The sequence below is a fragment of the Citrobacter enshiensis genome (genome assembly GCF_029338175.1).
Lineage (GTDB): Bacteria > Pseudomonadota > Gammaproteobacteria > Enterobacterales > Enterobacteriaceae > Citrobacter_D > Citrobacter_D enshiensis.
In genome coordinates, this window is sequence record NZ_CP119862.1 from 2,440,953 (window position 1) to 2,461,597 (window position 20,645).

At 54.7% G+C, this 20,645-nt stretch carries 20 protein-coding genes; 10 read left to right on the forward strand and 10 right to left on the reverse strand.

What is annotated here, in order from left to right; translation table 11 throughout:
• Positions 1-220 precede the first annotated feature (220 nt).
• Together P2W74_RS11910 and P2W74_RS11915 are read left to right on the forward strand one after the other, a co-directional pair.
• Positions 221-1,819 (forward strand): ABC transporter substrate-binding protein, encoded by a 1,599-nt coding sequence (locus P2W74_RS11910; RefSeq protein ID WP_276295095.1) that lies wholly within the window; start codon positions 221-223, stop codon positions 1,817-1,819.
• 17 nt (positions 1,820-1,836) lie between these two features.
• Positions 1,837-2,070, forward strand: coding sequence for a YdcY family protein (locus P2W74_RS11915; RefSeq protein WP_276295096.1), 234 nt, complete (start codon positions 1,837-1,839; stop codon positions 2,068-2,070).
• A gap of 5 nt (positions 2,071-2,075) precedes the next feature.
• Here P2W74_RS11915 and P2W74_RS11920 read toward each other — a convergent pair whose 3' ends face one another.
• Together P2W74_RS11920 and P2W74_RS11925 are read right to left on the reverse strand one after the other, a co-directional pair.
• Complete coding sequence (locus tag P2W74_RS11920; RefSeq protein ID WP_276295097.1) at positions 2,076-2,525, reverse strand: DMT family transporter; 450 nt, start codon at positions 2,523-2,525, stop codon at positions 2,076-2,078.
• On the reverse strand, positions 2,522-3,040 hold the full coding sequence (locus P2W74_RS11925) for a GNAT family N-acetyltransferase (protein WP_276295098.1): 519 nt from the start codon (positions 3,038-3,040) through the stop codon (positions 2,522-2,524). Before P2W74_RS11925 ends, P2W74_RS11920 begins: the two co-directional genes overlap by 4 nt.
• A 37-nt stretch (positions 3,041-3,077) precedes the next feature.
• Between P2W74_RS11925 and P2W74_RS11930 the strand changes: the two genes are divergently transcribed.
• The 5 genes from P2W74_RS11930 (at position 3,078) to P2W74_RS11950 (ending at position 7,377) form a co-directional block, all read left to right on the forward strand.
• Positions 3,078-3,653, forward strand: a complete 576-nt coding sequence (locus tag P2W74_RS11930; RefSeq protein ID WP_276295099.1) for a helix-turn-helix domain-containing protein — start codon at positions 3,078-3,080, stop codon at positions 3,651-3,653.
• 68 nt (positions 3,654-3,721) lie between these two features.
• Positions 3,722-4,759, forward strand: coding sequence for an NADP-dependent oxidoreductase (locus tag P2W74_RS11935; protein ID WP_276295100.1), 1,038 nt, complete (start codon positions 3,722-3,724; stop codon positions 4,757-4,759).
• Between the two features lie 241 nt (positions 4,760-5,000).
• Entirely contained in the window at positions 5,001-5,666 is a 666-nt protein-coding gene (locus P2W74_RS11940; protein ID WP_276295101.1) for a GntR family transcriptional regulator, read from the forward strand.
• 286 nt (positions 5,667-5,952) lie between these two features.
• Positions 5,953-7,014 (forward strand): 7-bladed beta-propeller protein YncE, encoded by a 1,062-nt coding sequence (gene yncE / locus P2W74_RS11945; RefSeq protein WP_276295102.1) that lies wholly within the window; start codon positions 5,953-5,955, stop codon positions 7,012-7,014.
• Between the two features lie 141 nt (positions 7,015-7,155).
• Positions 7,156-7,377 (forward strand): YgdI/YgdR family lipoprotein, encoded by a 222-nt coding sequence (locus P2W74_RS11950; protein ID WP_276295103.1) that lies wholly within the window; start codon positions 7,156-7,158, stop codon positions 7,375-7,377.
• Positions 7,378-7,443: 66 nt separating this feature from the next.
• On the opposite strand, the gene ansP is transcribed toward P2W74_RS11950, so the two are convergent.
• The gene (ansP, locus tag P2W74_RS11955) at positions 7,444-8,934 is read right to left on the reverse strand and encodes an L-asparagine permease (RefSeq protein ID WP_276295104.1); all 1,491 of its coding nucleotides are present in this window, start codon (positions 8,932-8,934) and stop codon (positions 7,444-7,446) included.
• A 330-nt stretch (positions 8,935-9,264) separates the two neighbouring features.
• On the opposite strand from ansP, the gene P2W74_RS11960 reads away from it, so the two are divergent.
• Entirely contained in the window at positions 9,265-9,882 is a 618-nt protein-coding gene (locus P2W74_RS11960) for a glutathione S-transferase family protein (protein ID WP_276295105.1), read from the forward strand.
• A gap of 53 nt (positions 9,883-9,935) precedes the next feature.
• A complete protein-coding gene (pptA, locus tag P2W74_RS11965; protein ID WP_276295106.1) occupies positions 9,936-10,163 on the forward strand; it encodes a tautomerase PptA in 228 nt (75 codons plus the stop codon).
• A gap of 4 nt (positions 10,164-10,167) precedes the next feature.
• On the opposite strand, the gene P2W74_RS11970 is transcribed toward pptA, so the two are convergent.
• Together P2W74_RS11970 and P2W74_RS11975 are read right to left on the reverse strand one after the other, a co-directional pair.
• Positions 10,168-11,217, reverse strand: coding sequence for a GGDEF domain-containing protein (locus tag P2W74_RS11970; RefSeq protein ID WP_276295181.1), 1,050 nt, complete (start codon positions 11,215-11,217; stop codon positions 10,168-10,170).
• A gap of 162 nt (positions 11,218-11,379) precedes the next feature.
• Positions 11,380-11,949: a flavin reductase family protein gene (locus P2W74_RS11975; protein ID WP_203361165.1), complete on the reverse strand. Its 570-nt coding sequence runs from the start codon at positions 11,947-11,949 to the stop codon at positions 11,380-11,382.
• 159 nt (positions 11,950-12,108) lie between these two features.
• Between P2W74_RS11975 and nhoA the strand changes: the two genes are divergently transcribed.
• Positions 12,109-12,954 carry an N-hydroxyarylamine O-acetyltransferase gene (gene nhoA, locus P2W74_RS11980; protein ID WP_276295107.1) on the forward strand — a complete coding sequence of 282 codons (846 nt, stop codon included), beginning with the start codon at positions 12,109-12,111 and terminating at the stop codon, positions 12,952-12,954.
• A gap of 46 nt (positions 12,955-13,000) precedes the next feature.
• On the opposite strand, the gene P2W74_RS11985 is transcribed toward nhoA, so the two are convergent.
• The 5 genes from P2W74_RS11985 to P2W74_RS12005 form a co-directional block, all read right to left on the reverse strand.
• The gene (locus P2W74_RS11985; RefSeq protein WP_276295108.1) at positions 13,001-13,894 is read right to left on the reverse strand and encodes a PhzF family isomerase; all 894 of its coding nucleotides are present in this window, start codon (positions 13,892-13,894) and stop codon (positions 13,001-13,003) included.
• 78 nt (positions 13,895-13,972) lie between these two features.
• On the reverse strand, positions 13,973-14,653 hold the full coding sequence (gene narI, locus P2W74_RS11990; RefSeq protein ID WP_276295109.1) for a respiratory nitrate reductase subunit gamma: 681 nt from the start codon (positions 14,651-14,653) through the stop codon (positions 13,973-13,975).
• The gene (gene narW / locus P2W74_RS11995; RefSeq protein ID WP_276295110.1) at positions 14,650-15,345 is read right to left on the reverse strand and encodes a nitrate reductase molybdenum cofactor assembly chaperone; all 696 of its coding nucleotides are present in this window, start codon (positions 15,343-15,345) and stop codon (positions 14,650-14,652) included. Before narW ends, narI begins: the two co-directional genes overlap by 4 nt.
• Positions 15,345-16,889, reverse strand: coding sequence for a nitrate reductase subunit beta (narH, locus tag P2W74_RS12000; protein WP_276295111.1), 1,545 nt, complete (start codon positions 16,887-16,889; stop codon positions 15,345-15,347). Before narH ends, narW begins: the two co-directional genes overlap by 1 nt.
• Positions 16,886-20,626 (reverse strand): nitrate reductase subunit alpha, encoded by a 3,741-nt coding sequence (locus tag P2W74_RS12005; RefSeq protein ID WP_276291753.1) that lies wholly within the window; start codon positions 20,624-20,626, stop codon positions 16,886-16,888. Before P2W74_RS12005 ends, narH begins: the two co-directional genes overlap by 4 nt.
• Positions 20,627-20,645 lie beyond the last annotated feature (19 nt).

The window sequence follows — 20,645 nt, forward strand, 5'->3', positions numbered from 1 at the left end:
GGAAGAGAGGCAAAAAGGGGCGAATTTTCCAGGCATAGAGGACCAGGAAAATTCTTGACGTTAACAAAAAGACTTAAGGGAAATTCTTTCACGTCCGTTGCGGAATTTTTCAGCGAAAAATGCCGGATTTGCATAACCTGAGAGTGATTCGTTATTTGTCAGTTTTTGTCAGCTATGCTCAGATGGTCCCCTTAATACTAAAATGAAAAGGCCTATAACTATGTCTACAGGGAAAGCAGTGCTTGCGTTGGCGCTCAGCGCAATGTTGCCCACAGGAGCCGCCGTGGCGGCAGCGACGGATACCCTCATCTATTGCTCGGAAGCGTCTCCCGAATCGTTTAACCCGCAAATCGCCAGCTCTGGTCCCTCGTTTGTGGCCAGTTCTCAGGTGCTGTACAACCGACTGATTAATTTTGATCCGGTAAAAAATACCCCGGTTCCGTCTCTGGCAACCGACTGGACGATCTCTGAGGACGGCAAAACCTATACCTTCACCCTGAGGCAGGGCGTGAAGTTCAACAGTAATAAGTTCTTCAAGCCCACCCGTGATTTCAACGCTGACGACGTTATTTTCTCCGTCTTGCGCCAGAAAGACGCCAGCCATCCCTATCACAACGTTTCGCAGGGGAGCTACGAATACTTCAATGATGTCGGTCTGGACAAATTGATCAAAGAGGTGAAGAAGCTTGACGATTACCACGTACAGTTTGTGTTGAGCGAGCCGAATGCGGCGTTTCTCGCCGACTGGGGAATGGACTTTGCCTCCATTCTCTCGGCGGAATATGCCGATGCCATGCTGAAAAAAGGCACGCCGGAAAACGTCGATAACTGGCCGATTGGCACCGGTCCTTACGTTTTACAACAGTACAAGCAGGATGCGCAGATTCGCTATCTGGCGAACCCTCACTATTGGGATGGCGATGTGCCGACGAAGCACCTGATTTTTTCGATTACGCCTAACGTCCAGACGCGTCTGGCAAAACTGCAAACCAACGAGTGTCAGATTATTCCCGCGCCTGCGCCGGTGCAGTTTGATGAGATTAAAAAGAATAAAGATCTGACGCTGCATACCGTTGACGCGCTGAACGTGGGGTATCTGGCATTTAATACAGAGAAGAAACCGTTGGATAATGTTCTGGTCCGCCAGGCGCTGAATTACGCCACGGACAAAAACGCGATCATTAACGCGGTCTTTTTAGGTTCAGGCACCGTCGCAAAATCGCCCATTCCGCCGAAGATGATGGGCTTTAAACAAGACCTTAACGACTACGCTTACGACCCGCAAAAGGCAAAAGAACTACTGAAACAGGCCGGGCAGGAGAAGGGCTTTGAAGTGACGCTATGGTCAATGCCGGTTCAACGTCCATACAACCCCAACTCGCGGCGAATTGCCGAGATGATCCAGAGCGACTGGGCCAAAGTGGGCGTAAAGGCAAAAATTGTCTCTTATGAGTGGGGCGAGTACCTTTCTGGCATGCGTAAAGGCGAACATGATACCGCACTGTTTGGCTGGATGTCTGATAACGGCGACCCGGATAATTTTGCCGATGTCTTGCTGGGGTGTAATAGCATCAAAACCGGATCGAATGCCGCACGCTGGTGTGATAAAGGGTATGATGAGGCGGTTCAGAAGGCGAAGCTGGTCAGTAATCCGACCGAACGCGCGGCGTTGTACGGTCAGGCGCAGGATATTTTTTATCAGCAAGCGCCGTGGATAGCGCTGGCTAACGGAAAAACGTTCTACGCTACGCGCAGTAACGTGAGCGGTTACAGCGTTAGCCTGATGGGCAGCGATTTTTCAAAAGCGAAACTGAATTAAGACGTTAAGGAGAAAATATGTCGCACCTGGATGAGGTAAGCTCACGCGTCGATGCCGCCATTAAAAAGGGGGTTATCAGCCATATGAACGAACTGCTGGTGGTGCTGAGCGATGACGGCGAGCTGAGCCGGGAGGAGCGCTACACCCAGCAGCAACGCTTGCGTAACGCCATTGCCCATCATGGACGCCAGCACAAAGAAGATATGGAAACGCGCCGCGATCAGCTCACCAAAGGCGGCACGATCCTCTGAGCACCCTAAAACGTGCGCCTGGCGACCAGCCAGGCGCCGGCAACCAGCAGTACCGCCCCACACACAGGACCTGCCAGCGCCCGTAGCGGCACCCCGTGGCTTCGCACGATATCCAGCACTAAGCCACCAATCAATTGGCTGGCGACCAGCACCGCAATGGTGGTCGCCGCGCCGACATATTGATAACCACTGATGCTGGCGAAGACAAAAAACGAACCCAACAGGCCGGGGATCAGCGTCCACCAGCGCACGCTCGACATCAGCTCGCCAAATCCCGCCGCACCCTGTTTGAACCCTAAAATGCTGACAAACAGAATAATGCCCACCAGCGAATTGAGCAGCATCGCGATAAGGATGGTCGACGACGTTTGGGTAATACGCACCATCAGGGTGTTTTGTACGACCAGGCCAATGCCTGCGGCAATCAGGAAAGCAACGGTCAGCGTCTGGTTCATCTGCGTCCGTCCGGATCGAGACGATCGTCCAGTTGCAGTTGCATAAAGGTCAGATCCAGCCAACGACCAAATTTCGTGCCGACCTGCGGCATGTGCGCTGTCGTTTTAAACCCCAGTGTTTCATGCAGATGCAGCGAGGCGAGGTTTTGCGACTCAATCCCGGCGACCATCACGTGTTTGCCACACGCACGCGCCTCATCAATCAGTCTGCTGAGCAGCGCTCGCCCCAGTCCTTTACCCTGATGTTCCGGGTGAACATAAACCGAGTGTTCAACGGTATGGCGAAAGCCTTCAAAGTTTCGCCAGTCGCCAAAAGAGGCATAGCCGGTGACCGTGTCATTTTCTTCGCTGACCAGCACCGGATAGCCCAGGAACTGACGCGCTTCATACCAGGCGATGCGGTTGTCGACATCAACGGTTTGATCGTTCCAGATTGCGGCGGTGTGTAAAACGGCATGGTTGTAGATTTCTGCGATGGCGGCACAGTCATCTTTGCTGGCAAATCGAATGGGCATGTTGAACCTCAGGGGGTGTTCACTATAGTATTACGATATGAATACTATTGAAGACAGCATAAATCAACGGATCAGTGTCAGAATTCGTATTGAACGCGAGTCGCGGGGCTGGTCGTTGACGGAGCTTGCCGAGCGGGCGGGCGTCTCACGGGCGATGATCCATAAGATTGAACGGGGTGAGAGCAGTCCAACGGCAACGCTGCTTGGCAGACTTTCGGGCGCGTTTGGCATTAGTATGTCGACGCTGATCGCCCGCGCCGAGATGCAGGAGGGCAAGCTGTTGCGCTTTGCCGATCAACCGGTCTGGCACGATCCGCAAACACACTATCTGCGCCGCCATGTCTCGCCGCGCAGCGACCTGCCCATCGATTTGGTGCAGATTGAGCTCCCCCCCGGCAGCGACATCCCGATGCCGGCGTCGTCCTACGCGCTGGCCCGACAGCTTATCTGGTTACAACAGGGGGAACTGGTGTTTGTTGAAGGGGATACCCGCCATGAAATCAAGGCCGGGGACTGTCTTGAGCTCGGACCGCCCAATGACTGCCGCTTTATTAATGAAACGCCATCCCCTTGCGTTTATCTGGTGGTGCGTTTAAATCCTGGCAGCAATTAAGGTTAGTGCGTCATCAGTGGCAGGAGACTAGTATTGAGGAATTCATGCCAAATATACTGGAGAACATTATGGGTCAACAAACACATCGTAATCGTCGTTGGGTATTGGCGTCACGTCCACATGGCGCACCGACTGCCAGCAACTTTCGCTTCGAAGAGCATGAAGTTGCGCGCCCACGCGAAGGAGAGGTTTTGCTGCGCACCGTTTACCTTTCGCTTGACCCCTATATGCGTGGACGCATGAGCGATGAACCGTCCTATTCGCCACCGGTTGATATTGGCGGCGTGATGGTCGGGGGCACGGTCAGTCGTGTGGTGGAATCAAATCATCCGAATTATCCTGCGGGAGAGTGGGTTCTGAGCTACAGCGGTTGGCAGGACTATGATCTTTCCAACGGCGAGGGTCTGGTGAAACTGGGTCACAACCCTGAGCATCCCTCGTGGGCGCTGGGGGTGTTAGGAATGCCCGGCTTTACAGCGTATATGGGATTACTGGATATCGGGCAACCAAAACAGGGAGAGACGCTGGCTGTCGCCGCCGCCACGGGGCCAGTAGGGGCGACGGTGGGGCAAATTGGTAAGCTGAAAGGTTGCCGGGTCGTCGGTGTTGCGGGCGGTGCTGAAAAATGTCGTCACGCCATCGAAGTTCTCGGGTTCGACAGTTGCCTTGACCATTATGCGAAAGACTTTGCGGCGCAACTGGAGAAAGCCTGCCCTCAGGGAATTGATATCTATTACGAGAACGTCGGCGGTAAGGTGTTTGAGGCGGTTCTGCCGCTGCTCAATACGTCCGCACGCATTCCGCTCTGCGGCCTGGTGAGCGGCTATAACGCCACACACCTGCCCGAGGGCCCCGATCGGCTTCCGTTGCTGATGGCCACGCTTCTGAAAAAACGGATCCGGTTGCAAGGGTTTATTATTAGCCAGGACTATGGGCACCGGATTCACGAGTTTCAGCAGGAGATGGGGCGCTGGGTGAAAGAAGGGAAAATTCACTATCGTGAACAGGTCACTCTCGGTCTGGAGAATGCCCCTGAAACGTTTATTGGCCTGTTAACGGGGAAAAACTTCGGCAAAGTCGTCATCCAACTGACGGATGAAGTGTAAAGTAATAATGGCGGTGCAATGCCGCCATAAAAAATGGGCAAATTTGTCATTTGCGGCTTTAATTAAAGCACCGCAAAATACGTCACAGAACGTTAATAAACGAAATATCACGCGGGTAAACTATCACGTTTAATTTTTATTTTTTTATTCCTGACCAGGTTTGCTTTTTTACACTCAAATCCCTTGCGCTGTTTGTGGATTTAATTGAGATGTCGCTCGATGAATAAATGAAGGATGTAAAATGCCCGGTTTGGAAAGAACATCACATATCAGCCTGACGACACAGGTTGAGAACGGTTTGAAACACCAGTTGACGATAGGCGCATTAAAACCTGGTGCGAGACTGATTACGAAAAATATTGCCCACGATCTGGGGATCAGTATTACACCTGTTCGTGAAGCATTACTGCGGCTGGTCTCCGCCAGCGCATTGGCTGTTGCTCCGGCGCAGGCCTTTATGGTGCCAGACATTTCACTGGCGAGATGGGAAGAGATCAACCATGTCCGCACCGAACTTGAAGGTATGGCGGTAGCGGCGGCGGCAGAGACGATTTCTGCCGAGCGCCTGCAGACGCTCACCACGCTCCTGGAGCAGTATCAACAGGCGCACGAAAGCGGCACGATACAAGAGCGACTCCTGGCAAATCACACGTTTCGATTTGAGATTTACCGTTATGCCAATATGCCGACGCTCTATCAAATGATTGAACAACTGTGGGTGCGAATGGGCCCCAGCCTGCATTTTTTATATGGCAATGGGGTGCCTGACGGTTATCAGAGCCGTGTGGCGTATTATCACAGGTTGCTCGACGCACTGGCGCAAGGAGATAAAGAAGAGTGTCGTCAGTGTCTGAATGACATCATTGCTAAAAACGTGACCCTCATTAGAACGCAATATCTTAATTAACTTCACCTGAATTTCGCCTGAATATAGCGGGGTTCTCCCCGCTATTGATGCATTCGCATGTTGCGCTATTCAAACCGCTGCCAATACCCTCAATGATTACCCTGATTGGCCTCGTCATATCGACGCTTCGTGGAGAAATTAAGAAGATTGCTGTTCTGATGAAAAGAAATGCTCCACATATTGATAAATAATGATTACTATTCGCATTCATAAAAAGCAACACCATGATGTTGCTCGTCGAAGCCGTGTGAAGCAGTTATACAGATATTTATCAAAGGGAGTCGTCATGCATTTACGTCATCTGTTTTCGCCGCGCCTGCGGGGTTCATTATTGTTAGGTTCACTGCTTGTTGCGTCGTCATTTAGCACGCAGGCTGCGGAAGAAATGCTGCGTAAAGCCGTGGGTAAGGGCGCATATGAAATGGCCTACAGCCAGCAGGAAAATGCGTTGTGGCTGGCCACGTCGCAGAGCCGCAAAACGGACAAAGGCGGTATCGTGTATCGCCTCGATCCTGTCACGCTGGAAGTCACTCAGGCGATTCACAACGATCTCAAACCGTTTGGTGCAACCCTGAACAATGCAACCCAAACGCTGTGGTTCGGCAATACGGTCAACAGCGCGCTGACGGCAATTGACGCCAAAACGGGTGATGTTAAAGGCCGTCTGATTCTCGATCCCCGCCAGCGTTCAGAAGAGGTGCGTCCGCTGCAACCTCGCCAACTGGTGGCGGATGAGGTAACCAATACGGTTTACATCAGCGGCATCGGTAAAGAGAGCGTTGTCTGGGTGGTCGATGGTGAAACCATCAAACTGAAAACCACCATCCAGAATACCGGCAAGATGAGCACCGGTCTGGCTATCGACAGTAAAGCCGGGCGTTTATATACCACTAACGCCGATGGCGAATTCATCACCATTGATACCGCAGATAATAAAATTCTGAGCCGCAAGAAATTGCTGGATGACGGTAAAGAGCATTTCTTTATTAACCTGAGTCTGGACACTGCCGGGCACCGCGCGTTTATCACCGACTCCAAAGCGGCGGAAGTGTTAGTGATTGATACGCGTGACGGTAAAGTGCTGGCAAAAGTGGCGGCGCCTGAATCGCTGGCGGTGCTGTTCAACCCTGCGCGTAACGAAGCCTACGTCACCCATCGTCAGGCTGGTAAAGTCAGCGTGATTGACGCGAAGCGCTACAACGTCGTGAAGACCTTTGACACGCCGACCTTCCCGAACAGCCTCGCGCTTTCTGCCGATGGAAAAACCCTCTACGTGAGCGTTAAACAAAAATCGACTCGCGAGCAGGAAGCCACCCAGCCAGATGATGTGATCCGTATCGCTCTGTAATCCTCAACAGGAGAGGGACATCCTCTCCTGTCTTTCCGCCAACGTGCCGACATGCCTCGTTACACCCCGCAAGTAGCCTGGTCAACATCAGGGAATTACACTACCGACACGTTTGAATTATTGAAAAAATACAGGAACATTATGAAAAAGCCACTTATGTGCCTATGCGCGGGCGTTATGCTTTTCACGCTGACCGGTTGCACCACCGACTACGTCATGACAACGAAACAGGGGCAAACCATTGTGACCCAGGGCAAGCCGCAGTTGGATAAAGAAACGGGAATGACCAGTTACACCGATCAGGATGGCAATAAGCGGGAAATTAACAGCAATGACGTCGCTGAGCTTATCGAAGCGAATTAATTTTGCTAAGACGCGGCTTTTAGTCAATGCCCGGTAAACGTTGCGCCACCGGGCATCCAACAGAATTTAGCGCTGATCCGCTGCCGCTTCTTTGAGCGTAGCATCCTCTGAAGCGCCCGGCGCATGACGGTGAATTTCCGCAACGCGGTTACGTACGCCAAACCAACCGGCAACCAGCAAAATCGCAATCAACGGCAGGGAAGCGATGGTCCAGGTGCCGTTAGGATAGTCAAACGCCATCAGCACCAGCACACTGAGCAGGAACAGCAGGGTGAGCCAGGAGGTGAAAGGCGCGCCCGGCATTTTGAAGCTGACGTCTGCCGCTTTGCCTTCGTTAATGGCCTTACGCAGACGCATCTGGCAGACCACGATGAATCCCCACGACGCAATAATTCCCAGCGATGCAAAGTTCAGCACGATCTCAAAGACCTGAGAAGGAACCAGATAATTGAGCAATACGCCGAAAATGTAGACGAACAGCGTCGCCAGAATTCCGGCATACGGCACCTGTTGACGGCTCATTTTCGCCATGAATTTAGGCGCAGAACCGCCCATCGACATCGAGCGCAAAATACGTCCGGTGCAATACAGACCTGAATTGAGACTGGAGAGCGCTGCGGTCAATACCACAATGTTCATGATGCTGCCGACGTAAGGCACGCCCAGTTTTGAGAAAAAGGTCACGAACGGACTCTGGCCTGCCTGGTAAGCATTCCACGGCAGCAACAGCACCAGCAGTACCACAGATCCGACGTAGAACAGACCAATTCGCCAGATCACGCTGTTGATAGCCTTTGGCACCATGGTTTGCGGATCTTTGCATTCCCCGGCCGCCGTTCCCACCATCTCAACGGAGGCAAAGGCAAACACCACGCCTTGCACCAGCACCAGTGCTGGCAGCAGACCGTGCGGGAAGAATCCACCGTTATCGGTGATCAAATGAAACCCGGTGGTGTTGCCATCCAGCGGTTGGCCTGACCCTAAAAAGACGGTACCGACCACCAGAAAAACCACAATCGCCAGCACTTTCACCAGCGCAAACCAGAACTCCATCTCGGCAAACCACTTCACGCCGATCATGTTCATGGTGCCGACAATCGCCAGCGCGCCGAGGGCGAAGACCCACTGTGGCACATCACCGAACGCACCCCAGTAATGCATGTACAGCGCCACGGCGGTGATATCGACGATCCCAGTCATTGCCCAGTTGATGAAGTACATCCAGCCTGCGACAAAAGCCGCTTTTTCACCCAAAAATTCACGGGCATACGACACAAAGCTCCCGCTGGTAGGGCGATGGAGCACCAGTTCGCCTAATGCACGAAGGATAAAAAACGAGAAAATACCACACACCAGATACACCAGCGCCAGCGCGGGGCCAGCCATCTGTAAGCGGGCGCCAGCGCCTAAAAAGAGGCCGGTGCCAATGGCGCCGCCAATGGCGATCATTTGAACCTGGCGGTTCCCCATCGCCTTGTGATACCCCTCCTCGTGGGTATTCAACCAGCGTCGTTTCGCAGCGTGTTGCTCAAGTGAGCTTGCGTTGTCTGTTTTCATTACGTTACCTGTTAGCCTGTCTGTCCGAAGGAACGCAGCTTGCCGTACCGCTGGCGACTCAAACGATTGCTTCGCTGCATGCCACACACCTTTTCCCGTTATTCTGGGTAGGGATAAAAATGGGTGGCGCAGCATCCTACCTGCTAATTTTTTTTGACGCAAAACCAATGCATAAGAATTCATGAAGTCAGAACAGGCAGGGGGTGGCCTCGATTCAGCTTGTGGGCGTTATTGCGATACTGACCGCGGTTTTAGCCCGCATTTCCGGCCAGAATCCTGCAAACGGCCTGGCTGTTCTACACTTAGCGTTTTACGCATTGTGGAGGCGGTATGATGACGGTTTATGGTGTACCCGGTTGGGGATCGGCAATCAGCGAGGTCATGCTGACCCTGGCTGAAATCCCGTATAAATTTGTCGATGTCACGGGATTTGATGCCGAGGGACCACAACGCGATTTATTGAAAATACGCAATCCGCTGTGCCAGGTGCCGACGCTGGTGCTGGAAAATGGCGACATCATGACGGAAACCGCAGCGATCGCGCTGATGATCCTCGATCGTCGTCCCGATCTCGCGCCCGCTGTGCATCACCCTGAGCGGCAACAGTTCCAGCGTTTACTCATCTGGCTGGTGGCGAATGTGTATCCCACCTTTACCTATGCCGATTATCCTGAGCGCTGGACCGCAGATGCGCCTTTGCAGTTGAAAACATCGTGCATGGAATACCGCAAATCGCTCTATCTCTGGCTAAACGATCGGCTCATTGCCGAACCGTACGCCTTTGGCGAACAGCTAACGTTGCTGGATTGCTACCTGGCGGTGATGCGCAGTTGGGGGCCAGGCCATGACTGGTTTCAGGAACATACGCCGAACATTAGCGCGATTGCCGACGCGGTATGCCAGATCCCACGGCTGCGAACGGTGCTGAAAAACAATGAAATTATTTAATCCGCCCGCAGGTATGCTAGCTTTAAACGCACACTAACAATAAGGAGCCTGCAATGCCGCACGTTGATATTAAATGTTTTCCCCGCGAACTGAATGACGATGAGAAGACCGCACTGGCCACGGACATTACCGCCGTAATCGTTCGTCACCTGCAAAGTAAAGAGAGTTCGGTGAGCGTGGCGCTAAACGAAATCCAGCCCGCAGAGTGGAAAGCGGTCTGGGACGCGGAGATCGCGCCCCAGATGGCGACACTGATCAAAAAACCGGGCTACAGTATGTAACCGGCTAGCGTGACCAACGATTCCGCCCGGCCTGTTTAGCCCGATACAGTGCGGCGTCGGCCTCTGCGATCGTCTGTTCAGCCGTTTTACCTTTCGTTGAACAGGCGACACCCTGACTTATCGTGACGTTGTCACTTGCTGTCGATGCGGAGTGGGGGATTGCCGCTGTCTCCAGACCGGCTTTGATTCTGGCGGCCACCTGCTCAGCCTCCGGCAGCGACGCGCCAAACAGCACCACCGCAAACTCCTCACCGCCGTAGCGCGCAACCACATCTTCCGGGCTACGCACTGACTGCATCAACACTTCCGCCACCTGCGCCAGACAGGCATCGCCTTTCGGGTGCCCGTAGGTATCGTTGTAGCGTTTAAAAAAATCGACATCGAGCATCAGCAGAGTGAACGCGCTGTCATTGGCGGTGGCGCTGTGCAGCACATCCTCCAGCGCGCGGCGGTTTGCCGCGCCGGTCAGCGCGTCTCGGTGCGCAAGAGCGTCAAGGCGAGAAATGAGCACGTTGTTATGTTGGTTCTGATACCAGGCTTCATCGAACCAGCGAAGCAGGATAACGCGCCCGCCGAGCATAATCAGCGTGAAGATGACCCAAACGACCGCAAAGTGGGGATTGATCCCGTGGTTAAGCACGACACTGGCAACCGGTACGGTGAACCACAGCGGTATCACGTAGGAGAGCAAGGTTGGGGTGTGAAAATAGAGCGCCACGACGGAACTGAGCAGCAAGATGGAACACAGTGGATAGGCAACCGGTAATTGCCACTGGTCGATGAACGAGTAGATGCACAAGGACCAGAGCAGGCTCAGCAGTACCAACAACCCCTGATTCAGCCATGATTTTCGCCGTGGTGAGAAAATCAGAATGACGCTGATCAGCACAATTCCCATCACCGCGCTGTCGATGGACTGGAGGAGGCTTATCTTCGCCTGATACAGGGTATCCGCATCAGTAAACAGGGCGCGACGAAAAAAGATCATCAGCGCGAAGCTGATGTTCACAAAGGCGAACCACGGCAGGCTGATTGCCATCCCGCGTTCAACCATATCTTCACGTTTGGCCCAGACGGTATAGGCAGGTTTTCTGTTATTTGGCGTCATAAACTTCATACATACGTAAAACGGGCGGAAAGTCCCGCCCCCAGAGAGTGTGGATTAGGGTGTAATCACCGTGGAGCAGAATTCAACTTTATCCTTAAGGTGAGGCGTTCATCCCGCAGTGACCCGTTTCCCGCTGGTGATAAAGGTTCCGGCGCCTAAATGGTGCAGGGTATTGAGCTTGTCGTCGTCAAATTGCCAGCGGCCTTCCACAAAGGCCCGTTCGTCGGCAGAGGCCGAGACGACTTCGCCAAACAGCGTATCGTATTTCTCTTGCGCGGACGTCGCAGGCAACAACCGGCACTCCATCCAGGCCAGACATTTTTCTTCAATCATCGGCAATCCGAGCACCGGACCTTTCACCACCGGGATCCCGTAGCAGTTGAATTTGTCTTCCACGCGCCCTGAAACACTGCCGACCGCATAGGTCCAGTTGGTGGCGGCCACTCCCGGAACCACAATGCCAAACATGCCGCTACGCTCAATCAGTTCGCGCGACCAGGTACTTTTGTCGACCACAATTGCGATACGGGGCGGCTCAAATTCGACCGGCATGGACCACGCCGCCGCCATCACGTTACGTCGTTCAGTGTGGCTATCCCGACAGGTGATCAGAATCGTCGGGCCATGATTTAACAGACGGCAAGCATGCGTTAACTCAACAGGGCGAAAATGGCTCATGGCAGTTCCTCAGAAAGATGAAAAGCGTAACGGGAATAGTATTGATATTAACGGGATTAGCGATTTTGTCGCCCCGTTGTCGCTATTCACCGCACAAAATCGCCTGTGCAACAATAAAAATACGTTATAAATACAGGACGCTATCAACAGGAACGCCTTATGACGCCTTTTTTACACGCTTATTTTTCCCGCCTGGGTTGGTCGGCCACGGCGGCGGTCAACATCGATACCCTGCGGGCGCTGCATTTGCATCACAACAGCGCCATCGTGTTTGAAAACCTTGATGTGCTGTTGCCACGCGAGATACAGCTTGACGATCAATCGCTGGAAGAAAAACTGATCGCCGCACGTCGTGGCGGATACTGTTTCGAACAGAATGGCGTTTTTGAACGGGTATTACGTGAGATTGGATTTACCGTCCGCAGCTTGCTGGGGAGAGTGGTGCTGGCGAATCCGGCGAGTATGCCGCCGCGCACGCATCGTCTGTTACTGGTTGAGTTACAGGGCGAGCAGTGGATAGCCGACGTGGGCTTCGGCGGGCAAACGCTGACCGCGCCGATCCGGCTGCAGGCCGATCTTGAACAACAGACGCCTCACGGGGAATACCGTCTGGTTCAGGAAGGCGAAGAGTGGATTTTGCAGTTCCGCCATCACGATCACTGGCAATCCATGTACCGTTTCGATCTCGGCATTCAGCATCAAAGCGATTATGTGATGGGCAACTTCTGGTCGGCGCACTGGCCGCAATCGCATTTCCGTCACCATCTGTTGATGTGCCGACACCTGCCGGACGGTGGAAAACTGACGTTAACCAACTTCCACTTTACCCATTACCAGGATGGGCACGCGATAGAGCAGTTCAATTTGCCCGATGTGGCCAGTCTGTACGCGCTGTTGCAGACGCGGTTTGGACTGGGTGTTGACGATGTGAAGCACGGTTTTACCGAGACGGAACTGGCGGCGGTGATGTCCGCCTTTGATACCCATCCGGAAGCGGGAAAATAATTGCGCCAGTCTCCGCCGCAGAGCCATGCCCTCCGGCGGAGAAACGCTACAGGTCAATCGACCATTCGGCGCTGAATAAGATCACCGCCGTGCCGGAAATGGTCACTTTTTCCGGTTGGTTCTCGCGGATAGTGACGTTCACATCGACGACGCCATCGCGCCCCAGCGCACGCCCCTGATGCCCCAGAACACGCAACGTGTTGCCGTCGTGCGCCATCACATTGTGATGAACCAGCCATGCCCCCATCGGACCATTGGCGTTGCCTGTCACCGGATCTTCAACAATACCGATCGCCGGTGAGAACATGCGCCCATCGGTTTCATTTTTGCCACGGCGGATCTGGAACGGAAAAAAGCCGTTGCAGCCAATCTGCTGGCTGATGGCCGTCAGTGCCGCAAGATCGGGGGAAAGGGCGTCAATATCGATCTCAGGTTTCAGCGGGATCATCACTTTCGAATGTCCCGTTGTCGCCACCTGAATCGGCAGGCCGGGAAGGATATCGTCTTCACAAAGGTGGAATGCGTTGATGATGGCGGCGCGCGTTTCACCTTCAAGCGGCGGCTCAAAGCCCGGCGTACCTTGTTCCAGCGTGATGCGATAGCCGTTGTCTTGCGCAAGGATATCGACCCGGTGACGTCCGGCGAGCGAACGTTGCCAGACGGTACCATTCCCTAACCCAAGTACGGTGGCGCGAACATAATGCGCCGCAATGGTCGCATGACCGCAAATCGGCACTTCAACCGTTGGCGTAAAATAACGAATGCGCACATCGCTCTCGTCGCTTTTTAAAACGAATGCCGTTTCACTGTGGCGGAGTTCGCGGGCGATAAGCTGCATTTGCGCCTCGCTGAGTCCATCAGCATGTAACACGACGCCCGCCGAGTTACCGCGGAACGGTTCGGAGGTGAAAGCATCAACATGATAAACCTGGGGTTTCATTCGGGTTCTCCTTAGGTCGGAGAACCATCATAACGCGCCAGCCGCCGGAGAGTGAAGGCTATCCGGCGGCAGAAAGGGTTAGCGACGCGAGCGGACAATCTGGTAGCGGCGCGTGAAGTATTCAAACGGCGCGCTCCAGACATGGACCAGACGGGTAAAGGGAAAGATCAGGAAGATGGTCATTCCCAGCACCAGATGCGCCCGGAAGACCAACGCCACACCGTCCAGATGCGCAGACGCTCCGCCCTGGAAGGTCACCACTGACTGCGCCCAACCGACCAGTTTCAGCATTTCGCTGCCGTCCGGGTGCTGCGCGGAAAAGGGGATCGATATGAGGCCCAGGATGCACTGAAACAGTAGGATGCAGAGGATGAGAATATCGGCGGTGGACGAGGTCGCGCGAATTCGGGGATTGGTCAGACGGCGCACCAGCAAACCCGCACCGCCGACCAATGTCAGCACGCCACAGAGTCCGCCGGCAATCATCGCCATCTGCTGTTTCATCGCCATGGGCAGAAACCAGGCGTACATCCAGTGCGGGGTTAACATCCCGAACAGGTGTCCGAAGAAAATCCCCAGAATGCCGATATGGAACAAATTCGACCATAACACCATGCCGCGTTTGTCCAGCATTTGGCTGGAGGAGGCGCGCCAGGTGTACTGCCCGTAATCGTAGCGTAACCAACTGCCGAGGATAAACACCGTACCGCACAGGTAAGGGTAGATATCGTAAAAAAAGACATTCAGGTACTGTATCATTTCGGACCTCCCGAACTGACGTCAACATACTGTGGCGCCACGTCCTGGCTAAAGCGGCGTTGATAATGTTGTAACGGTGAACTGTCACAGGCGGTGGCATTATCTTCGATAAACTTCACCTGTTCTTCTTCCCACACCGCATCCAGCGCCTGACGCGTATCATCGCGCGTTTCACTGCTGACTTGTTTGGTGACACTGTCACTTGAGAGTGGGCTTCCTGCCAGAGCAAGCAACGCGTCAAACAGCTGATACCACGGGGTTTCGCGCTGTTTTAAGCGCCCGCCCAGCAGAGCCAGAATGGGAGCGACATTCTGTAATCCTTCTTTGGCCTCGGCTTCCGGTAAAACGCTCAGGTACTCCAGATAGAGGGGAAGATGGTCCGGTAATTCCCGGCAGTTGAGCTGCAGTCCGACCTTTTCATATTGCGCCAGCAGATCCACCATCGCCTGACCCCGGTCACGGGACTCCGCATGGACATGCTCAAACAGCAGTAACGAGGTAGCGCGACCGCGATCAAACACTTCGCACCATTGCGCCTGTTTCTCGAGCAAGGGCGCATTAAGGAGATCCGCCGCGAAATCGCTCAGCATCGGCGCTTCATTGCGGACCAGCGCGATGGCGTCGTCCCGACACTCCCAAAGAAACGCATCGGGATATTCCATCAGCAGCCCAATCACTTTGAGAATTTGCATTATTCGCCCTCCGCTTTGTCGCGCACTTCCGTGACATCGATGGCGTCGATTCGGCTGCTGTTAAACAGGTTGAATTTGGTGTCTGAGCCGTGGCAGCCATCGCCAAAAGTGAAGCCGCAGCCGTCACGTTCAGGGAAGGCGTCGCGCGCCATTTCCCGGTGACTGGTCGGGATCACGAAGCGGTCTTCATAGTTGGCAATGGCCAGATAGCGGTACATCTCTTCAACTTGCTCAACGCTTAATCCCACTTCTTCAATCGCTCGGGTGTCCGTGACGCCTTCCACCGTTTGCGAGCGTTTGTAATGGCGCATCGCCATCATCCGTTTCAGCGCGCGCAGCACGGGGCCGGTGTCGCCGGCACTGAGCATATTGGCGAGATATTGCACCGGGATCCGCAAATTTTCGACGGCGGGCAGAATACTGTCGGTCTGCGGCAATCCGCCAGCATCGGCATACGACTGGATGGGCGACAACGGCGGTACGTACCAGACCATCGGTAGGGTGCGGTATTCCGGGTGCAGCGGCAGGGCCAGCTTCCAGTCCATCGCCATCTTGTAGACCGGCGAGCGCTGGGCAGCCTCAATCACGTTGTGCGGAATTCCCTGCTTCAGCGCCTCTTCGATCACTGCCGGATCGTTCGGATTCAAAAACACGTCGCACTGGCGCTCATAGAGGTCGGTTTCATGTTCGGTACTGGCCGCCTCTTCAATCTTGTCGGCATCGTAGAGCAACACGCCGAGATAACGGATGCGGCCCACACAGGTTTCTGAACAGACGGTCGGCTGGCCCGATTCAATACGCGGATAACAGAAGATGCATTTTTCAGATTTGCCGCTCTTCCAGTTAAAGTAGATTTTTTTGTACGGGCAGCCGCTGATGCACAGACGCCAGCCGCGGCATTTGTCCTGGTCGATCAACACAATGCCGTCTTCTTCACGTTTGTAAATCGCGCCGCTCGGGCAGGTCGCCACACAGCTGGGGTTCAGGCAGTGTTCGCACAGGCGCGGCAAATACATCATGAAGGTGTTTTCAAACTGACCGTACATCTCCTTCTGAATCTTGTCGAAGTTACGGTCGCGAGCGCGTTTTTCAAATTCCCCGCCGAGCAGCTCTTCCCAGTTTGGCCCCCAGATAATCTTGTCCATCCGTTTGCCGTCAATCAACGAGCGCGGGCGGGCGGTGGGCAGATTTTTGCCCTCAGGCGCGCTGTGCAGGTGCTGGTAATCGTAGGTGAACGGCTCGTAGTAATCATCGATTTGCGGAATCACCGGGTTGGCGAAGATTTTCGTGATGACGCCCATTTTGCCGCCCAGACGCGGCCTTATCTTACCGTTAACGTCGCGAACCCAGCCTCCTTGCCACTCCTCCTGATCTTCCCAGTTCTTCGGATACCCGATACCCGGTTTAGTCTCAACGTTGTTAAACCACGCGTACTCCATGCCTTCACGCCCGGTCCAGACGTTTTTACAGGTCACCGAGCACGTATGGCAGCCGATGCACTTATCAAGATTAAGGACCATGCCAACCTGCGAACGTATTTTCATTTTTTCGCCTCCTGTACCTGATCCCGACCTTCATCATCCAGCCAGTTAACATGTTTCATTTTGCGGATCATGATGAATTCATCGCGGTTCGAACCCACCGTGCCGTAGTAGTTAAAGCTGTACGCCAGTTGGGCATAGCCGCCAATCATGTGCGTCGGTTTCGGGCACACGCGCGTCACCGAGTTGTGGATGCCACCGCGCATGCCGGTAACTTCCGAGCCTGGAATATTCATGATGCGTTCCTGGGCGTGGTACATCATGGTCATCCCCGGCGGAACACGCTGGCTGACCACCGCGCGGGCGGTGAGAGCGCCGTTGGCGTTAAAGGCCTCAATCCAGTCGTTGTCTTCAATGCCCAACTCTTTGGCGTCGGTCTCGCTGAGCCAGACAATCGGCCCGCCGCGCGACAGCGTCAGCATCAGCAGGTTTTCGCTGTAGGTGGAGTGAATGCCCCATTTCTGGTGCGGCGTCAGGAAATTGAGCGCCTTTTCGGGGAAGCCGTTAGGGGGGATTTCCCGCATCGCGCTGACGCTGCGGGTGTCAATAGGCGGTCGGTACGCCACCAGACTTTCGCCAAACGCGCGCATCCAGGCGTGATCCTGGTACAGCTGTTGGCGACCCGAGAGCGTGCGCCACGGGATCAACTCATGGACGTTGGTGTAACCGGCGTTGTAGGAGACATGTTCGCTTTCCAGACCGGACCAGGTCGGGCTGGAAATAATCTTACGCGGCTGCGCCTGGATATCACGAAAGCGGATTTTCTCGTCTTCTTTGTTGAGCGCCAGATGGGTGTGTTCGCGACCGGTAATGGCACCTAACGCTTCCCAGGCTTTCACCGCCACCTGGCCGTTGGTTTCCGGCGCCAGCGCCAGGATCACTTCAGAAGCATCGATGGCGGTGTCGATCAACGGGCGACCTTTCGCCGGGCCGTCCAGCTTGGTGTAGTTGAGCTTGCCGAGGAAATCGACCTCCGTCTGCGTGTTCCACGAGATGCCTTTACCGCCGTTACCCAGTTGGTCCATCAACGGTCCGAGCGAGGTAAAACGCTCGTAAGTAGCCGGATAGTCACGCTCGAGCACCGCAATATTGGGCGCGGTTTTTCCGGGAATGAGGTCACATTCGCCTTTGCGCCAGTCCTGAATATCAAAGGGTTGTGACAGTTCTGCCGGAGAGTCATGTTGCAGCGGTTGCAGTACGACATCCGTTTCTTTGCCAAGATGACCGACGCACACCTCTGAGAAGGCTTTTGCGATACCCTTGTAGATCTCCCAGTCGCTTTTCGATTCCCAGGCCGGGTCCACGGCGGCCGATAACGGATGAATAAACGGATGCATATCCGAGGTGTTCATGTCGTCTTTTTCATACCAGGTGGCGGTCGGCAGCACGATGTCGGAAAACAGGCAGGTGCTGGACATCCGAAAATCGAGCGTCACCAGCAGGTCAAGTTTGCCTTCAATCGCGGCTGACTGCCATTCAACCTCTTCAGGCTTGATCCCTTCGTTCGACCCTAACGCCTCGCCCTGAATACCGCTCTCGGTACCCAGCAGGTATTTGAGCATGTACTCGTGGCCTTTACCGGAGGAGCCCAGCAGATTTGAACGCCAGACGAAGAGATTGCGGGGATGATTTTTCCCGTTGTCCGGCTGCTCACAGGCGAAACGAATCTCACCGGATTTGAGCGCCGCAACGGTGTACTCCGCCGGCGATAATCCGGCCTGGTCCGCGTTGGCTTTCAGGGTTAACGGGTTGAGATTGAGCTGAGGCGCCGAAGGCAGCCAGCCCATGCGTTCCGCCCGGACGTTGAAATCAATCAGATGCCCGGTAAATTTCGTGGCGTCCGCCAGCGGCGAGAGCAACTCCTGCGCCGTCAGTTTTTCATAGCGCCACTGACTGGAGTGGTTGTAGAAAAACGAGGTGCTGTTCATCTGGCGCGGCGGCCGGTTCCAGTCCAGCGCGAACGCCAGCGGGAGCCAGCCGGTTTGCGGACGCAGTTTCTCCTGCCCGACATAGTGCGCCCAGCCGCCGCCGCTTTGCCCAACACACCCGCAGAAGACCAGGATGTTGATCATCCCCCGGTAGTTCATGTCCATGTGATACCAGTGGTTCACACCGGCACCGAGGATAATCATCGACCGTCCGTGGGTTTTGTGGGCGGTATCGGCAAACTCACGGGCGATCTGTTCGATATGACGGCGTGGCACGCCGGTGATGTGTTCGCCCCACGCAGGCGTATAGGCTTTGAGCTCGGCGTACTCTTTGGCGGCGCAGTCATCATCAAGACCCCGATCCAGCCCGTAATTGGCCAGCACCAGATCGTAGACGCTGACTACCGGACGCACGCTGCCGTCAGCCAGCGTCAGGCGTTTCATCGGGAGCTGGCGAATGAGCACAGGTTCCTGCTTCACACTGCGAAAATGGGGGTTCTCGTTACCGCCGAAATAGGGGAACGCCACGCCCGCGACATCATCATGTTGACCCAGCAACGATAGCGACAGTTCCGTTTCGTTTCCTGCCGCCAGCGCTTCAAGGTTCCATTTGCCTTTCTCACCCCAGCGAAAGCCAATCGAACCGTTCGGTGCCACCAGTTCTCCCGCGCTATTAATGGCGACCGTTTTCCATTCTGGATTATTGCTCTCGCCCAGACCGTCCACCAGATCGGAGGCGCGCATCATACGTCCGGGAACGTAACTGCCATCGTCACGCGCATCCAGCAGCACCAGCATCGGCATATCAGTGTAGCGACGACAATAGTTGATAAAGTAGTCGCTTGGGTTATCGAGGTGGAACTCCTTCAGGATCACATGGCCCATCGCCATGGCCAGCGCGCTGTCGGTGCCTTGCTTCGGCGACAGCCACTGGTCGCACAGTTTGGCGACTTCTGAATAATCGGGCGTGATGGCGATGGTTTTGGTGCCTTTGTAACGCACTTCGGTAAAGAAGTGGGCATCCGGGGTACGCGTCTGCGGCACGTTAGAACCCCAGGCGATAATGTAGCTGGAGTTGTACCAGTCGGCCGATTCCGGGACGTCCGTTTGCTCGCCCCAGGTCATCGGCGATGCAGGGGGTAAATCACAGTACCAGTCGTAAAAACTCAGACAGGTGCCGCCGAGCAGCGACAGGTAGCGGGTGCCTGCGGCGTAGGAGACCATCGACATGGCCGGGATCGGCGAGAAACCGACGACGCGATCGGGACCGTAGGTTTTGACCGTCCAGACGTTGGCGGCGGCGATCAACTGATTGAGTTCTTTCCAGTTTGAGCGAATAAATCCGCCGCGTCCGCGCACCTGTTTGTAGCTCTGACACTTTTGCGGATCGTTCATGATCGATTCCCAGGCCAGAACCGGGTCGGGCTGGCGGGAGAGGGCGTCGCGCCAGAGTTCGATCAGCCGTTTGCGCACCAGCGGATATTTGAGTCGGTTAGCGCTGTATAAATACCAGGAGTAGCTGGCGCCGCGTGGGCAGCCGCGCGGTTCGTGATTGGGAAGATCCGGGCGAGTGCGCGGATAATCGGTTTGTTGTGTTTCCCAGGTCACCAGGCCATTTTTGACGTAGATTTTCCAGCTGCACGAGCCGGTACAGTTAACTCCGTGAGTCGAACGCACGATTTTGTCGAACTGCCAGCGTTGGCGATAGCTGTCCTCCCAGTCCCGGTTGCTATGCATAACCTGACCGTGTCCCTCAGCAAAGGTGTCACCTTTTTGCTTAAAGTAACGGAAGCGATCCAGCAATTTGCTCATGACATGTCTCCTGCTCCGA

Excerpts from the sequence above, each read along its gene's own strand:
- P2W74_RS11910 (WP_276295095.1), top strand. The coding sequence starts at position 221 with ATGTCTACAGGGAAAGCAGTGCTTGCGTTGGCGCTCAGCGCAATGTTG.
- P2W74_RS11915 (WP_276295096.1), top strand. The coding sequence starts at position 1,837 with ATGTCGCACCTGGATGAGGTAAGCTCACGCGTCGATGCCGCCATTAAA.
- P2W74_RS11920 (WP_276295097.1), bottom strand. The coding sequence starts at position 2,525 with ATGAACCAGACGCTGACCGTTGCTTTCCTGATTGCCGCAGGCATTGGC.
- P2W74_RS11925 (WP_276295098.1), bottom strand. The coding sequence starts at position 3,040 with ATGCCCATTCGATTTGCCAGCAAAGATGACTGTGCCGCCATCGCAGAA.
- P2W74_RS11930 (WP_276295099.1), top strand. The coding sequence starts at position 3,078 with ATGAATACTATTGAAGACAGCATAAATCAACGGATCAGTGTCAGAATT.
- P2W74_RS11935 (WP_276295100.1), top strand. The coding sequence starts at position 3,722 with ATGGGTCAACAAACACATCGTAATCGTCGTTGGGTATTGGCGTCACGT.
- P2W74_RS11940 (WP_276295101.1), top strand. The coding sequence starts at position 5,001 with ATGCCCGGTTTGGAAAGAACATCACATATCAGCCTGACGACACAGGTT.
- yncE (WP_276295102.1), top strand. The coding sequence starts at position 5,953 with ATGCATTTACGTCATCTGTTTTCGCCGCGCCTGCGGGGTTCATTATTG.
- P2W74_RS11950 (WP_276295103.1), top strand. The coding sequence starts at position 7,156 with ATGAAAAAGCCACTTATGTGCCTATGCGCGGGCGTTATGCTTTTCACG.
- ansP (WP_276295104.1), bottom strand. The coding sequence starts at position 8,934 with ATGAAAACAGACAACGCAAGCTCACTTGAGCAACACGCTGCGAAACGA.
- P2W74_RS11960 (WP_276295105.1), top strand. The coding sequence starts at position 9,265 with ATGATGACGGTTTATGGTGTACCCGGTTGGGGATCGGCAATCAGCGAG.
- pptA (WP_276295106.1), top strand. The coding sequence starts at position 9,936 with ATGCCGCACGTTGATATTAAATGTTTTCCCCGCGAACTGAATGACGAT.
- P2W74_RS11970 (WP_276295181.1), bottom strand. The coding sequence starts at position 11,217 with ATGGTTGAACGCGGGATGGCAATCAGCCTGCCGTGGTTCGCCTTTGTG.
- P2W74_RS11975 (WP_203361165.1), bottom strand. The coding sequence starts at position 11,949 with ATGAGCCATTTTCGCCCTGTTGAGTTAACGCATGCTTGCCGTCTGTTA.
- nhoA (WP_276295107.1), top strand. The coding sequence starts at position 12,109 with ATGACGCCTTTTTTACACGCTTATTTTTCCCGCCTGGGTTGGTCGGCC.
- P2W74_RS11985 (WP_276295108.1), bottom strand. The coding sequence starts at position 13,894 with ATGAAACCCCAGGTTTATCATGTTGATGCTTTCACCTCCGAACCGTTC.
- narI (WP_276295109.1), bottom strand. The coding sequence starts at position 14,653 with ATGATACAGTACCTGAATGTCTTTTTTTACGATATCTACCCTTACCTG.
- narW (WP_276295110.1), bottom strand. The coding sequence starts at position 15,345 with ATGCAAATTCTCAAAGTGATTGGGCTGCTGATGGAATATCCCGATGCG.
- narH (WP_276295111.1), bottom strand. The coding sequence starts at position 16,889 with ATGAAAATACGTTCGCAGGTTGGCATGGTCCTTAATCTTGATAAGTGC.
- P2W74_RS12005 (WP_276291753.1), bottom strand. The coding sequence starts at position 20,626 with ATGAGCAAATTGCTGGATCGCTTCCGTTACTTTAAGCAAAAAGGTGAC.